Source organism: Bradyrhizobium sp. R2.2-H (assembly GCF_004346455.1).
Taxonomy (GTDB): domain Bacteria; phylum Pseudomonadota; class Alphaproteobacteria; order Rhizobiales; family Xanthobacteraceae; genus Bradyrhizobium; species Bradyrhizobium diversitatis.
Genome location: NZ_SMBR01000003.1, coordinates 646109 through 660793 on the forward strand (window position 1 = coordinate 646109; position 14685 = coordinate 660793).

The following is a 14685-nucleotide window of genomic DNA, read 5'->3' on the forward strand; positions in this document are numbered from 1 at the left end:
TTGCAGTCATGTCCGGCGCAATCCAAATGCCGCCCCGTTTCCGAACTCGTGGGTTTTGATGAACGAGCTGGATGATGTCCTGAGGCTTCTCGTCGCTGCCGGAACAGGGCTGCTGATCGGCATCGATCGCGACATGAACGACAAGCCGGTGGGCATGCGAACCCTGGCGCTGGTGGCTCTCGGCTCCGCGCTGGTCTCGATCTCCGTGATCGAGTTCCAGAACCTGCGCGACCACCCGGATGCGATCTCAAGGGTCATTCAGGGCGTCGTTGCCGGCGTGTTGACCGGCGTCGGCTTCATCGGGGCAGGCGTCATCCTGCACGACGCCAAGGCGAAGACGGTTCACGGCCTCACCACGGCCGCGACGGTCTGGATCGCGGCCGGCCTCGGCATTGCCTGCGCGTTGGGAGCCTGGCTGCTCGTCGGAGCAGCCATCGCGGTGACGTTGCTCGTGCTGTTCGTGCTGGGCTGGGTTGAGCGCCGGCTGGGGTTGAAGTAATCCGGGCGTCGGCAGGACACGTCCGCCCCATATCGGTCAGCGGAAACATCGCCTGCCCTGTTGCCTGCCCGCGCCATCCCGATCATATTGCGCCCATGACAAAGAAGCCCTTTCGCCTCACGCCCTACCAGGTGCAGTTCCTGATCGTCGTCGGCTTCGTCTCCGTCGGCTATGCCAGCTACTTACGCTATCTCGGCATCGAGCTCTCGACGGTCGCGCTTGCTTGCGACGCCGGCCTGCAGACCGCGATCTGCAAGGCGCGTTCGGTCGCGACCGTCCTGTTCAAGAATTCGGTGTTCGGCATCGTCGCGCTGGTGGTGGCAACGCTGAACCTGATGCGGCCGTCGATCGTGCTGCTCACGGTCGGCATCGTCGCCGCCGGCCTTGGCATCGTGCTCTACAACGTCGTGCTGTCCGGCCTTGCGATCGGCCTGTTCATTCTTGGGTTTGCTCGGCCCGCGCCCGCCACAGCGTGAGGGCGAACAACAGATAGATCACGCAGGTCCACAGCGACTGCCAATTGTCGCGGCCCTCGTTGACCAGCACATAGGCGGCCGAAAGCGTCAGCACGCCCGCGAACACCGCTTCCGCGATTGGACGCTGGCCGATCTGCGGCCGGTTCAGCATCAGCAGCGCAAACGGCACCACCGCCATCGTCAGCGCGGCGTAGGGAAAATCCTTGTAGCGCGGGTCGAACACGAAGCCGAGCGCGGTCGCGGAAGCGATCACCGCCGTCACTGCCAGCGTCAGGCCGAGCACCGCGGTGAGCTTAGACCATTTCCGGCCCTCGCGCGGGCCGAGCAGGTCGAGGAAGGTCGGAAGGCTGCGGCCGATCACCATCGCCTGCGCGCAGAAGATCGGCGACAGGATGCCGGCGAGCAGCAGCGCGCCCCACAGCAGCCAGCCGCCGATGCCGTAGCTCTCGTAGTACATCTTGTCGATGCCGATACCGAGCAGGCTACCCGCCGTCGTCGCCGAGATGCCGACGCCGAGCCAGGCCGAGAAGCGCGGCGTCCACGGCCGCCGGCGCAGCGTGATGAGCGCGACGGCGAACACCAGCACGCTGAGGCCCATGCCCGCGCCCATGTACCATTTCCAGTACGGGAAATTGCTGATCGGCTGGCCGGGCGGATATTTCAGGTTTCGGCGCACCGAATCATACAGGCCCCAATAGCCGCCGACGGTGCCTTCCAGCTTGCGCTTCCAGGGCTGGTCGTAGGACTCGATCAGATTGACGCGAAACTTCTGCGCCTTGGCAAGGCCGAGGATTTCCGAGACGACGCGCGCCTGGTTGGTGCGCGACGGCAGCGCACCGTCGCGCATCCGGCCCGCGCTCGGCCAGCCGGTTTCGCCGATCAGGATCTCCTTGCCGGGAAACGCCACCACCATGCGCTCGCGGATCTGCTCGACATGGGCGGCAGCGAATTTCGCTCTGACGGGGAAATCCTCCCAATAGGGCAGGATGTGGATCGTGACGAAGTCGACGGCGTCATACACCTCGCGGTTCTTCAGCCAGTATTCCCAGACATCGGCATAGGTGACGGGCACGCTGACCTGCGCCTTCACCGAGCGGATGATCGAGATGAGGTCCGCCGTCGTCATCTCGCCACGCAGCAGCACCTCGTTGCCGACGATCACCGCGCTGATGATGTCGGGGAATTCCTTGGTGAGGCGAACCGCGAGCGCGGCCTGCTCGAAATTCTTGGTGCGGTTGCTGGAGAGCCAGATGCCCTGGAGCACTTTCAGCCCGCCGACCTTGGCGGCAACCGCCGGCACCTGGTCGAGCCCGTTCTCCATCGAATAGGTGCGAATGCAGTCGGTGATCTCTTTGAGCTGGCGCAGGTCCTGCTCGATCTGCTCGGCCTCGATATGGGTCCACGCCTCCAGCGGGGTCTGCTCGCCGCGGAACGGCGCGTAGGAGACGCACTGGACCTTGTCGGCGGGATCGATCGGGGCGCGCGCGAGCGTGATCGGCGTGGCAAGCCACCACCACACGGCAGCGATCGCACCCAATGAAACGAGCAGAAGCGCCAGTGGCGTACGAAGAGAAATCGGTTCCGTCCTCCGCGAAGGGTCCGTCGATTACCTGCTCGCACGCCTTCTGCCAAGGGGTAGCAGGCGACCGACCCGCTCCTCACCCTGCGGAATTTGGCCGCGGCCGTTCAGTCGTGGGCTAGGATCGTGACTTTGCTGGACAAAATTCGAAATACAGGTCATGGGATTCGACGGGAATTTTCCGCCGCATTGGAGACCCATTTGGACGCCATCAGCTAGCGCGTCCGCGAGGTCTCGGCGCGGACGGTCAGCGGATATATTGGGGAATTCATGCGGCAACGGGTGTTCGAGTCACGAAATGCGGTCCTGCGGCAGTTCGCCGCCACCTTGGCCGTCTCCTCCTTGCTCGTTCTGATCGGTGTCGGCGGCGCTTCCGCCCAGAGCGGCACCCCCACCCCCGAGCAGGGCAAGGCCGCCGCCCAGCCTGCCGACGCCGCCAAGGAAGCGGCCCAGAATCAGCGTCGCACCGACGAATTTGCCGAAGCGGCCAAGGTCATCAACGGCCCGGCCGGCAACCCCGAATGCGTCTGGCTCGGCCGGCGCGTGGTCCGGCTGATGTGGCGGGACGACCTCGATACCGCGTTCCGCCATCTCGATCTCTACGACCGCTTCGGCTGCCCCGGTGGTCACATCCAGGCCGCCTTCCGCTGCCTGACCCGATTCGGCGGTCAGATCGATCCCAAGGTCGCCGAGACCCTGGATAGCCGCGTGCACGCGTGCTGGATCAACCCGAACGCCCAGCCGCAGCAGGCCGCGGCCACGGCTTCCCCGCCGGCGGCAGCACCGGCCTCGGGCAATCCGCCGGCACCGCAGCCCGCCGCGAGCCCCTCGCCTGCGGCAAGCCCGTCCCCGGCCCCCTCGAAATAGCGCGATCGTTTCAGCTGCCGTTCAGGAACGATCGGCGATAGAGACGGTTGGCACTGCCACGCATCCCAAAAGGCATGCCCTCATAAGGACATGAGGCCATGACAGTTGTGAAACCGCGCGGCAGAGATATGCTCCCCTTGCCGCGGACTCGGTCGGATCTCGGGGTCAGATCCGCTTCCCTGCCACCTCAGCCCCTTTTGGTTTAGCCGCGATGCGCGTAGTCGCCGCCGTTCTGTTGCTCGTGTCTGTGCTCCATGCAGGAGTCTGGGGGGTCTTGCGCGACAAGGAACCCGCGCCCGATTTCAACGGCCTCCTGCCCAGCGTCTCCTACGCGCCGTTCGAAGGCTCGGCCCACCCCGACATCGACAACATCCCGACGGTCGAGAAAATCCGCGCCGACCTGAAGACGCTGTCGACCATGACGCGCGCGATCCGCCTTTATTCGTCCACGGGCGGCGTGGAACTGGTGCCGCCGATCGCGGCCGAGTTCGGCCTCAAGGTCACCGTCGGCGCCTGGATCGACAAGGACAAGGATCGCAACGAGCGCGAGATCAAGGCCGCCATCGAGCTCGCCCGCAAGAACAGCAACGTCGTCGGCGTCGTGGTCGGCAACGAGGTGATCTATCGCGGCGAGCAGAAGGTCGAAGACCTCATCGACATGATCAAGAAGGTGAAGGGCGCGGTCCGCGTGCCCGTGACCACCGGCGAGATCTGGAACATCTGGCGCGACAATCCCGACCTTGCCTCCAACGTCGATTTCATCGCCGCCCACGTGCTGCCCTATTGGGAGAACTTCCGCTCGGACCAGGCGGTGGACCAGGCCGTCGACCGCTACAACCTGCTGCGCAACCTGTTCCCCGGCAAGCGGATCGTGATCGCCGAGTTCGGCTGGCCGAGCCAGGGCTATAATCTGCGCAACGCCGACCCCGGCCCGTTCCAGCAGGCGCTGGTCCTGCGCGACTTCGTCAGCCGTGCCGAAGCCATCGGCATGGAATACAACATCGTCGAAGCCATCGATCAGCCCTGGAAATTCTTCGAAGGCGGCGTCGGTCCGTACTGGGGCATCCTCAACGCCAGCCGCGAGCCGAAATTCGCCTGGACCGGCCCGGTGGAGAATCCCGACTATTGGAAGCTGATGGGCATCGCGCTGCTGGTCGGCATCCTGTTGTCGCTGCCGATCTTGCGGATCCAGAAAGCGACTGCGAAGCAGGCCTTCCTGCTCTCGGCGACCGCCAACGGCGTCGGCGCCTGGGCCGCGACCGTGTTCGCCTTCTGGAACAGCCATTATTTCATCTTCGGCTCGGCCTTCGCGCTGACGCTCGGCATGATCCTCCTCGTTCCTCTCGTTCTCATTGCGATGGCGCGCATCGACGAGATCGCCGCGGTCGCCTTCGGCCGGCCGCCGCAGCGGCTTCTCACCAGGAGCACGCCGGTCGAGAACGTGCCGGAGAGTTACTATCCGAAGGTCTCGATCCATATCCCGGCTTATTTCGAGCCGGTCGACATGCTCAAGCAGACGCTGGATGCGCTGTCGCGGCTGAACTATCCGAACTACGAATGCGTGGTCATCATCAACAACACGCCGGATCCCGCCTTCTGGCAGCCGATCCAGGACCATTGCCGCGCGCTCGGTGAACGCTTCAAGTTCATCAACGCCGAGAAGGTGCAGGGCTTCAAGGCCGGCGCGCTGCGCATCGCGATGGACCGCACCGCCGCCGATGCTGAGATCATCGGCATCCTCGATGCCGACTATGTCGTCGAGCCCGATTGGCTGAAGGACCTCGTGCCGGCCTTCGCCGATCCGCGCGTCGGCCTCGTACAGGCGCCGCAGGAGCATCGCGACGGCGATTTGTCGATCATGCACTACATCATGAACGGCGAATATGCCGGCTTCTTCGACATCGGCATGGTCCAGCGCAATGAGGCCAACGCCATCATCGTGCACGGCACGATGTGCCTGATCCGCCGCGCCGCGATGGACATGGCCGGCGGCTGGTCGTCCGACACGATCTGCGAGGATAGCGATCTCGGCCTTGCGATCCAGGAGCTCGGCTGGACCACCCACTACACCAACACGCGCTACGGCGCAGGCCTGCTGCCGGACACCTACGAGGCCTTCAAGAAGCAGCGGCACCGCTGGGCCTATGGCGGCCTGCAGATCGTCAAGAAGCACTGGCGCCGCTTCCTGCCCGGCGCGAGCCGGCTGACGCCCGACCAGAAGCGCGAATATGGCCTCGGCTGGCTGAACTGGCTCGGCGCCGAAAGCCTCGGCGTGGTCGTGGCGCTGCTCAACCTCGTCTGGGTGCCGATCGTCGCCTTCGCCGACATCGCCATCCCCGACAAGATCCTGACGTTGCCGATCATCGGCGCCTTCGTCGTCTCGCTGGCGCACTTCCTGTCGATGTACCGCGCCCGCGTCGCGATCAAGCCGGGCCAGATGCTGGGCGCGATGATCGCGGCGATGAGCGTGCAGTGGACGGTGTCACGCGCGGTGGCGCAGGGCCTGATCACCGAGCACATCGCCTTCGCCCGCACCTCCAAGGGCGGCCTCAGCAGGATGTCGATCGAGTTCCAGGCGTTCTGGGAAGCCGTGATCGGCTCCCTGCTCTTGATCGGCGCCGGCGTGCTGGTCGCCTCCAACAGCTTCCGGCAGATCACCGAGATCTACATCTTCGCCGGCGTGCTGGTGCTGCAGAGCCTGCCGTTCCTGGCCGCGGTCGCCATCGCCATCCTCGAGCTCAGCCGGATCAACTCGTTCCAGTTCTGGCGCGACAGCGCGATCCGCACCGCCGAGCTGATCGGCCTCCGCCCGGTCGCCCTGCCCCCCGTCGGCGCGCCGCAAACCGTGCCGAGCGAGGTGCGGCGCGAGACGAACTGACGGGCGAAAAGCTCGCCCGCCATCCTTCGAGACGCCCGCCCGCGGCGGGCCCTCAGGATGAGGCCGTATTGTGGGGCGAGACTATCAGACCCTCATGGTGAGGAGCCCGCCAAAGCGGGCGTCTCGAACCATGGAAGGCCCGGCTCTTGCGGCAGCCTCCTCCCCTCGCGCAGGAGCTCATCGCTCTTCGGCGTGGATGGCGGTCCGCCAATCAGGTTGAGATTCCCGGCCTAACCAGCGGAAGCAGCGAGCGAATCCCCGCTCCTGCCATGAACTTCGGCAACCATCCGCACTATTGACCTCCGCAGCCACTCCCCCTACACAGCGCGGGCCGAGAGCATGATCCGGAAACAGCCGGTTTTTCCCCGCGACGCAAGCTCAAGAGCGCAGCGGCAAGACATGCTTCTCGAATGTCCGAGCACGATGGCGATCTCTTAATCTTAGCCATCAGCGGCCATGGGAGCGCGTAGCTCAGCCGGTAGAGCACGTGACTTTTAATCACGGGGTCCTGGGTTCGAGCCCCAGCGCGCTCACCAAGCAAGATCAATAGCTTAGGAAGAAGTGCCGGATTTTAGTTTTGTGCGCGGGGCGCGCAGGGGCAATGACTGAAACTACCTGGCTCGACATTTTCACGCGCTATGTCATTCCGCTGCTTCTCGGCGGTGCTGGCAGGCCTTATCGGCATTTGCAGCCAGTGAGGTACTGAGAAGCGCCGCAACAGACTTGAGACACGACGCGACCTGTCGGCCGATGGCGAACCCACAAAATCCATCCCCTTCCGGGGGCACATTCGCGCGCGTTGTGCTATGTGGGCCCCATGGGGATGACTTTCAGCCTGGACAGATCAAAGAACGACACATCCGTAACGCTCGATCTGATGCGCGCCGTTGCCGCTCAGATGGTCTGCGTGGGACACGCGTATGTCTTCTTCATCGGCAATTGGCCGGCCGGTCTCCCGTACGTTCAAAACGTCGGCGTTCTCCTGTTCTTCCTGCTTTCGGGATTTCTGATTACCCACACACTCATTTCACGTTCGGCAAAACCGGATTATGGATTCCTGCAATTCTTCATTGACCGCTTCGCCAGGATCTATTCGGGCCTCATCCCGGCCTTGTCTGACCGCCGAGCCGACGATTGCGCGCTACTACACACTGAAAACCTTCATCGCCAATCTGTTCATGCTGGAGGGCTACCGCGGCGTGTATCCCGACACGCTGCAATGGTCGGCATTCGGGTCGGCCAGCCCGCTTTGGACACTGGCGATCGAATGGCATATCTATATGTTCGCCGGGTCCTTGTTCTTCATGTGCCGGAATCTCAGAACAATCCCGCTGCTGGCGCCCGTGGCGTTGTTTTTCGGTCAGACCCCGGTTCACTTCCTGTTCGGCGCCTTCCAAAGCGACGGCGTCGGCCGCGGCCTGTTCACGCTCTGGCTCGCCGGAGCCGCAATCTATGTTGTGGCAAGACTGCCCTATCGGCTGCCGCGGGCAGCCCTCTTGGCTTTCGTCAGTGCCGCGGCCTTTGTCGCGATCACACCCGCCGGCAAGGAATACAGCTTCGTTGGATATCCATTGTTGGCAGCGGTGGTGTTCGGCATCGTCGCAGCGACTCAATCAAGTCACCGGCTCACGTCGCAGAGGGTGCAGCGAACGATCGGATTTTTTGCCGATTATTCTTTTTCGCTCTACCTGGTTCATCACACCATCATGTCGGCGATCTGGCTGCTGCTCCCCGACCGGGGAGTTTCGGTGTTCATCCTCGCGGTGGTGATCTCCAATGTGGTTGCCATCGGCCTAGCCTTCATCGGTGAGAACAAGCATAAGTTCATTGCTCGCCTTCTCACCGAAAGTTTTGCCTTCAGGCGCAACAAAGCCGCGCATACAGTTTCCTGATTAGAATTCCATCGCTTCGAAATTTATCCGGAGACAATAACGTGCCGCCTGCCGCGCAGGCTCCCTACTTCCAAGCGATCGCCCGCGCCTGTCGCCGCTATCCGCCTCGGCAGACGTTCGACGAGGCATTGTCGAGCCAGCGCCGCGTTGCTTCGTCACTCCAGCCGGGGACCGCGAAGCGTGCCGGTTGGCGTCGCACCTTCGTCAGATGCGCGAGACGGGCGTGCGCGGCATCCTCGCTTGTTGCGCCGACTATCGGTGCAGCCAACGCTTGGCTCTCATGCTGACGCAGGCCTGACGACATGCAGCCGACAGATCTCGAGCAGCGGTTTGTCTGCAGAGCGTGCGGTCGGCGCGATATTACGGTGACAGTGCACTTAATGGCAGCTGCGGAACGGCGCACGGAGCAGGTTCTTTCGATTTAAGTGCACTGTCACCGTAATTGTGGCCGCGTTGATGGTGGCATGCCGCGAGGTGAAGCTTTATGACGGCAAAACCTGAGATTGCGAGCGTTAGAAAGATTCGGTTAAATGCTCCGCCGATCGCCAAAAGCGGGATCTGGCGCAGAACATCTCTACATCGCATCGTCCGAACCCCAAGGGGTCGTGGCATGGCACTAGAATCCGCGATCCTGGCTGGAAACGCCCGCCTCGAACAGGCTGCCAAGGGCCCCCCGTCGATCAAGAGGCGGCCCCCCGATGATGACGCCGATGCGGTGCGGCGAATCCAGAGCGCGCTCGTGGCGCTCGGCTTCCCGCTCCCCAAGTCGTTTCGCAGCGGACCCGGTGCCCCACCCGACGGCCTGTTCGGCGACGAAACTTGGAGCGCCGTGAAGGCGTTTCAGCAGAAGGCGTTTCCCAGAACGCCAGCCGAGTGGGACGGCCGGGTCGGCAAGGCGACGCTCGCCGAGATGGACCGGCGCTTGACCGGAGCCACCAAGTATCTCATCGTTTACAAGGGGCTGCGCACGATCCCCGCGAGCCTGCGCGAGTTCGTCAAGTCGCGACTGATTGAGGTGTACAAACCATTCAATGTCGAACTCGACTTTAGCGAAGCGCGCGCGGCGAAAGACCTGTTGATCACGTTCACATCCGAAATGCCGGCGATTCCCATCTACGGCGAAAGTTCGCGTGTCGAGGCCACCACCGACGGCGCCACGAGGGCGGGGAGCGGCGACGGCTCGATCTATGTGCGCGCCCTCCAGGTCACTCGGATCGAATTGCCAAATAACAATTGTGAGGCGGCGTTTCTCGAAAAGGAGGACAAGCTCGGCGCCGCGATTGTGTACGTGACCGTGCATGAGACGGCCCACATGCTCGGCCTCAATACGGGCGGCTTTGACGACGGTGGACACTCGACCGACCCGGCCAACTGGATGTGGGACCCCGGCAGCCGGCCCGGCCCCAGTCCCCCCTTGTTCTTCGACTACATCGTCCAGCAGGGCGATACGCTGGGGATGATCGTCTTGCGCTATAAACAGGGAACGCTAACCAACTGCCATGTCGGACCGACGGATCTGACCGTCCAAGGCGTGTGGAACCATCCCAGAAATAAGAACGCCGGGTTCATTGCCGACCCGAACAAAGGAAAAATCCCCGGCCGGCGCGCCAACAATCCCAACTTCATTTACCCCGGCGAAAAAGTAGCGCTCTTCAACTACAACGTGAAGAAGCCTTCGTTCCGCGGCGCGGTCCCGCTTTTCGTGCAGAACAAAAGTTTCACGGACGAGCAGCAGGCGACGATGAACCGCTTCATTTCAGAGCGCAGGAAAATCGTGAAATGAGGCGCGGCCGCGGAGTGCATCAGTTTGAAAATGCATCGCCGAATTACGGTGACATGGCCGGACTTAATGCAGCGATATCGACTTCAATATTCAATATGTGTGTCGTAATGGTCGTTGCCGGCGAAGGATACGCAAGAGCCCAACCAATCCTACGTGCTGATTTTCACTGCGAGGGTTATGGGCGACCCGGTGGCTGGGTATTGGTGTTGTGGCGTGTGCGCCACCGGGCCTCGCCGATCCCGAACCTGGGCTGGGCCGGAGATCGACTACCAATAAGGTATGTGGCGTGCTCACCGGCGATTTGCGATCCGTCAAGTTCTATCAAGCCCGTAGGATGGGTTGAGCTCTTGCGAAACCCATCGCTCGTTGCGATCAGCGCCGCTGCGATCCGCGATCGATTATCGGAGCAATCCTCGAAGGACCGCGGAGTGGCCGACCGAATTGCCGGCGATGGGTTTCGCAAGAGTTCAACCCATCCTACGCACTGTCGGAGATCGAGCCGCGCTTCGTCTGCACCGCATGGGGCTGACATCAGGCCCGATTTTCTCGTCGGACCGACCGCCCGATGGCGGTCATCGTTCAAGCCGATCAGCGTCAAACAGCTAGTTTGACAGGCCTCGGTTGCAACAGCGATAACATCCATCGGAGCTGGCTGGGGTTATCACAATGCGAAAAACTGTTTTCCTCTTTTTGCTGCTGCTGACGGGCTGCATGAGCAAGGAAGAACGCATGGCGGCTGCCAATGCCAAGGACGACCAACAGTGCCTGTCGTACGGGGCCCAAAAGGGCACGGACGCTTATGTCAACTGCCGCGCTCAGCTTGAAGCTTCGCGACGGCAGGCTGATGCTGCACTAAGCGCAGCCAGCGATTCGAACCGCCCTCGGAGTTGCATCAACACTGGCGGGTATGGCGGCACGATCATCTGCAACTGAACTGACGATGATCCGCCTTCCCGCTTCTCTAACGCGCGCTCGATAAGTGCAGCCAACGCTTGGCTCTCATGCTGACCGCAGGCCTGACGACATGCAGCCGACAGATCTCGAGCGACGGTTTGCCTGCAGAGCGTGCGGTCGGCGCGGCCCCGACGTTCGGCCGGAGTAAGCCGCCGATGGCCCTCGCGGCGACCGATCACGTGAACCAACGAACAAATGGGAAAAGCCGCAGCGTGGTTCCAGCCCCCACTGCGGCATTCCCGGCAGAAATAGAACCAAGTACTTAAATCGCGCCGGTGTTCTTTCTATAGAACACCCCGTTCCGAAAATGGATTCCGTATAACTACCGGAGTGCGATGTTCTACGCATTGCCGCCCGGATGCGAATGTGGCACGGCTCGGGTTCCAGCCCCCAAATGCTCCCGGCTGCCGATTCAATTGCGGATCAGAGCGCCGGGAGTGCCGGGCGGGATAAGGTGGTCGTCCGACCTCCCGTCTCCCAAAAGGCAAATCCCTCGTCCCTGATACGATCGATATGTCGCACAGCGATGGCTCTGCGCCTCTGGAGGCTGCACTGATGTCATCATTTCTGAGCGCGTTGGAGTTGCGGTGACAGTGCATGCAACTATCGCGCTTACCACTCCGCTTGGCACTTGGCTGCTGTTCCCAAAGCCCTCCCACTCCAAAAATCGGAAGACACCCCGCCGGAAACGTGTACGCTTCTCCAAAACCGGAGGGACAGCATGTTTGAGATCAACGGTTTCGATACGGCGGGCGTCGTCAAACTCAAGCGGCTATCACTCGCCGCCGCCCTCAAGAAGGCCAAGGAGCTTGTTCAGGACGGCTGCCGGGACGTTCGGGTCGTTGATCCCAGCGGCCGCATCTATACTTCGTTCGACGAGCAGGCCGCCTAGTTCCGAGTGATCGCCTGCGCCTGTCGCCGCTATCCGCCGCGGCCGACGTTCGACGAGGCGTTGTCGAGCCAGCGCCGGGTTGCTTCGTCACTCCAGCCGGGGACCGCGAAGCGCGCCGGTGGCGTCGCATTCGGGCGTGGCCGGTCTACCGCAAGAGGGCGTGCGCGAGGGCGATGCACCGTTGCTGCGTCTGCGGCGGTGCACAGCACGAGCGACAGACCCACGAGACACAAGGCAAAAAGAGAGCGCATCGCATCAGCTCCAATCGAGCAATCGTTCCGTCATGTGTTGCACCTGTCGGTTCGCCACGATCGACCGCGCCTTCACAAGCAGGCGAGACAATCGCGGGCTGTTGCGCCGGCAATCGGTGACGCGGGCGCGCGCTCCCATTGCCAGTCTATTCGTTTGGGCGCACGCTCTCTCCAGGCGCTTCAGACGCCGCACGGGAGAGACACATGAAGGAACCGGGCCTGGATGGCCGCCATCGGGACAGGGATGGCCAGATCAGCAAGAAGCACGGCAACACGCTGGTCGGCACATTGCGCAAGATCTACGGAAAGGGTTTTGCGGCCGGCTATCCCGATGCGGCGCAGCTCAGCGAGGTCCTGGCCCAGCTGAACGAGACATCGCTGAGCCAGCTGCGCCGCGATCACGACACCGGGCATCTTGGGCACAAGATCGATCACGCCTTGAAGTGAGGCCTCGCGGTGAGAGCAGCCATCAAAGGCGCACATCCAGCACCAGTTACTGGCGTTCCTCATACTTGTTGCAGCGGCCATCGCCATGTTGGACCCGGCTGAGCTCCTGAAACGGCGGATCACAACGCAGGAGCGTGTACACTCTGTAGGAGGGCGGCGGGACGCGCCAGCAGAGATTCTGGCCCGCTGGTATCTGGTACGTATCCCCGTTCGCCAGCGTATAGCTGCACGAGGCGTCCTGAGCGTTCACCTTCGCCTCTGCGTGGGCCTGGCTCAGCGAAGCCACCGCGAGGAACATCACCAATAATCCGCGCATTTTGTCCTCCGCACATCTGATCGCACACTGTCCAACTGGGGTGCGGACATCACTGGAACAAGTCACGGATTCCTGAAAAGCACGCCTGGACCGTTCCAGGCGAGCCCCCAAAAGCTCGCTGACAACCCGCCAGAAACGTGTAGGATTCACCAAAACCGGAGGAGTGCAACGTCACCGTCATTCCACACGGATGGCTTCACGAACCGCCAGCATGGAATTGAAAGCGCCCATGTCCGGACCATCGCGCCGCGCCAAGCAGCTTGACGAAGAACTGCTCGCTCTCGGCGAGGGCACCATGCTGCTCGACGAGCTCGATGGCTTCATCGCCGGCTTGCTGACCTGCCCGGAACTGATCATGCCGAGCGACTGGCTTCCTGTCATCTGGCATGAGGACAGCGCAGACCAGGCGCCGATCTTCGAGAATCGTGATCATGCCAATCGGGTTCTCGGGCTCGTCATGGAGCACTACAACGACGTCGCGCGCACGCTGATGGAACGCCCCGAGCGCTACGGTCCGTTATTCTGCGTCGACACCCGTAATGACGACGTGCTCTGGGAGCTTTGGATAGAGGGCTTCGAGAAGGCCGTCGCGCTACGCCCGGCAGCCTGGAAAGAGCTGCTCGACGCCGATGCTAATACGGCGGCGGCGATGAGCGGGATGCTGCTGCTTGCCGAGATCGCCCGGGGAGACAAAGAGGTTGAGCTCGACGATCCCATCCTGACCGCAGCACCTGACAAGATCGCCGACTGGGTCGTCATCCTCAACGAATGGCGTCTTGCCAACCACCAGCCGATTCAGGATAGCGGCCCAACGACCTTCACTGCCCCGGGGACAAAGGTCGGTCGCAACGAGCCGTGCCCATGCGGCTCGGGCAAGAAATACAAAAAATGCTGCGGGCTCAACTGAGCACGCCCGCCGTCCTCACCGGATGCCTACCGTGAACCACGGCGCCGGATGATCGCCCCTTCAGCTCTCCGGAGCAGCAGCAGCCGGCACGGTCAACGGCGCCCCCCCGATCGAAACCGGACCCACGGGCTTCGCCGGCCGCACCATGCGCTTGCGCATCGCTGCGGACAGTCCATAGCGGGCATTCGCGCGTCGGACGGAGGACGTGACGTCCGACATCAAGACATTCTGCGAAAGCGTGTCGACCTTCGCGATCAGCGTGGACAGCTGCGACGATATCTTCCTCACGTCGACCCGCTCTTCCGTGATGCTCTGGCGCAGCGACAGCAGCACCAGCGAATCCTGCTGCAGGAGGGCGGCATTCTGCTGCAAGGCCTGGTTGTTCTCCTGCAGCGAAGCGGTGTGCTGCTGCTGCGCCGACTGGATGTCCTTCAAGGCAGCAACGACGGGATCCGGTTTCGGCGCCGGCGCTTCCCGGCGCGGAAGGAGTTCAGCCAGGCGGGCAACACTGAGGGAAGGCAAGCCGTACGGCAGCGTATAGATCGCCGCCGCGCCGTTGATGGCAATGGCCAGGGCACACGCCGTCAGCAGCAGGACTGTTTTGCGGTTTGGCCGCTCGACCGATACCGGTGCGTCCGCGAGCACAGATTCGTGTGCCCCGGCGGCGGCTGCAAGCGCGACGGCGTCGAGCTCTTCGGCGAAGCTTGGCGTTTCAAAGGACGCGGTCATTTGCACTGACCCCCATGGAGCGAGCAACAGGAAGCCGCCCCTGGAACGCCCTCGCGACGATCCTCTTACGCAGCACCCTTACACAACTGCCTAAAATTGTGGGCATTCTGGATTAATTCCACGTTAGCAGCGCTGCCGGCGGCCGGCCCTGCGGATCCCGTCCGATTACGGGTTCCTCCGCACCGCATTTGCGCGCGATCACCTCGGTCCGCGGC

13 protein-coding genes, 1 tRNA gene and 1 pseudogene are annotated in these 14685 nt (G+C 62.8%); 12 read left to right on the forward strand and 3 right to left on the reverse strand.

The features are described from left to right. The first annotated feature begins 58 nt into the window (after positions 1–58). Together EDE08_RS10520 and EDE08_RS10525 are read left to right on the forward strand one after the other, a co-directional pair. Entirely contained in the window at positions 59–499 is a 441-nt protein-coding gene (locus tag EDE08_RS10520) for an MgtC/SapB family protein (protein ID WP_028178747.1), read from the forward strand. A 95-nt stretch (positions 500–594) separates the two neighbouring features. Beyond that, positions 595–975, forward strand: coding sequence for a hypothetical protein (locus EDE08_RS10525; RefSeq protein WP_028178746.1), 381 nt, complete (start codon positions 595–597; stop codon positions 973–975). On the opposite strand, the gene EDE08_RS10530 is transcribed toward EDE08_RS10525, so the two are convergent. Then, positions 935–2494: a glycoside hydrolase family 17 protein gene (locus tag EDE08_RS10530; RefSeq protein ID WP_165935800.1), complete on the reverse strand. Its 1560-nt coding sequence runs from the start codon at positions 2492–2494 to the stop codon at positions 935–937. The genes EDE08_RS10525 and EDE08_RS10530 overlap by 41 nt on opposite strands. A gap of 330 nt (positions 2495–2824) precedes the next feature. Here EDE08_RS10530 and EDE08_RS10535 point away from each other — a divergent pair, with 330 nt between their 5' ends. From EDE08_RS10535 to EDE08_RS10580, 9 genes and pseudogenes are all read left to right on the forward strand, one after another. Beyond that, positions 2825–3421 (forward strand): beta-1-3, beta-1-6-glucan biosynthesis protein, encoded by a 597-nt coding sequence (locus EDE08_RS10535; RefSeq protein ID WP_131868803.1) that lies wholly within the window; start codon positions 2825–2827, stop codon positions 3419–3421. Between the two features lie 211 nt (positions 3422–3632). After that, on the forward strand, positions 3633–6299 hold the full coding sequence (locus EDE08_RS10540) for a glycosyltransferase (RefSeq protein ID WP_131868804.1): 2667 nt from the start codon (positions 3633–3635) through the stop codon (positions 6297–6299). Positions 6300–6759: 460 nt separating this feature from the next. Further along, positions 6760–6835 (forward strand) — tRNA-Lys (locus EDE08_RS10545). Between the two features lie 362 nt (positions 6836–7197). Continuing rightward, positions 7198–7353, forward strand: a pseudogene (locus EDE08_RS39625) (hypothetical protein); the annotation flags it as partial. Positions 7354–7369: 16 nt separating this feature from the next. Beyond that, positions 7370–8191, forward strand: a complete 822-nt coding sequence (locus EDE08_RS10555; protein WP_165935799.1) for an acyltransferase family protein — start codon at positions 7370–7372, stop codon at positions 8189–8191. Between the two features lie 610 nt (positions 8192–8801). Then, positions 8802–9974, forward strand: a complete 1173-nt coding sequence (locus EDE08_RS10565; protein ID WP_165935798.1) for a peptidoglycan-binding domain-containing protein — start codon at positions 8802–8804, stop codon at positions 9972–9974. 666 nt (positions 9975–10640) lie between these two features. Next, positions 10641–10907 carry a hypothetical protein gene (locus EDE08_RS10570; protein ID WP_131868808.1) on the forward strand — a complete coding sequence of 89 codons (267 nt, stop codon included), beginning with the start codon at positions 10641–10643 and terminating at the stop codon, positions 10905–10907. A gap of 742 nt (positions 10908–11649) precedes the next feature. After that, positions 11650–11820: a hypothetical protein gene (locus EDE08_RS38355; RefSeq protein WP_165935797.1), complete on the forward strand. Its 171-nt coding sequence runs from the start codon at positions 11650–11652 to the stop codon at positions 11818–11820. Between the two features lie 455 nt (positions 11821–12275). Continuing rightward, positions 12276–12518, forward strand: a complete 243-nt coding sequence (locus tag EDE08_RS10580) for a hypothetical protein (protein ID WP_131868810.1) — start codon at positions 12276–12278, stop codon at positions 12516–12518. 46 nt (positions 12519–12564) lie between these two features. Here the strand turns inward: EDE08_RS10580 and EDE08_RS10585 are convergent, their stop codons facing one another. After that, positions 12565–12834, reverse strand: coding sequence for a hypothetical protein (locus EDE08_RS10585; RefSeq protein WP_131874989.1), 270 nt, complete (start codon positions 12832–12834; stop codon positions 12565–12567). A gap of 211 nt (positions 12835–13045) precedes the next feature. On the opposite strand from EDE08_RS10585, the gene EDE08_RS10590 reads away from it, so the two are divergent. Next, positions 13046–13741 (forward strand): UPF0149 family protein, encoded by a 696-nt coding sequence (locus EDE08_RS10590; RefSeq protein ID WP_245524759.1) that lies wholly within the window; start codon positions 13046–13048, stop codon positions 13739–13741. Between the two features lie 60 nt (positions 13742–13801). On the opposite strand, the gene EDE08_RS10595 is transcribed toward EDE08_RS10590, so the two are convergent. Beyond that, the gene (locus EDE08_RS10595; protein ID WP_131868811.1) at positions 13802–14470 is read right to left on the reverse strand and encodes a hypothetical protein; all 669 of its coding nucleotides are present in this window, start codon (positions 14468–14470) and stop codon (positions 13802–13804) included. Positions 14471–14685 lie beyond the last annotated feature (215 nt).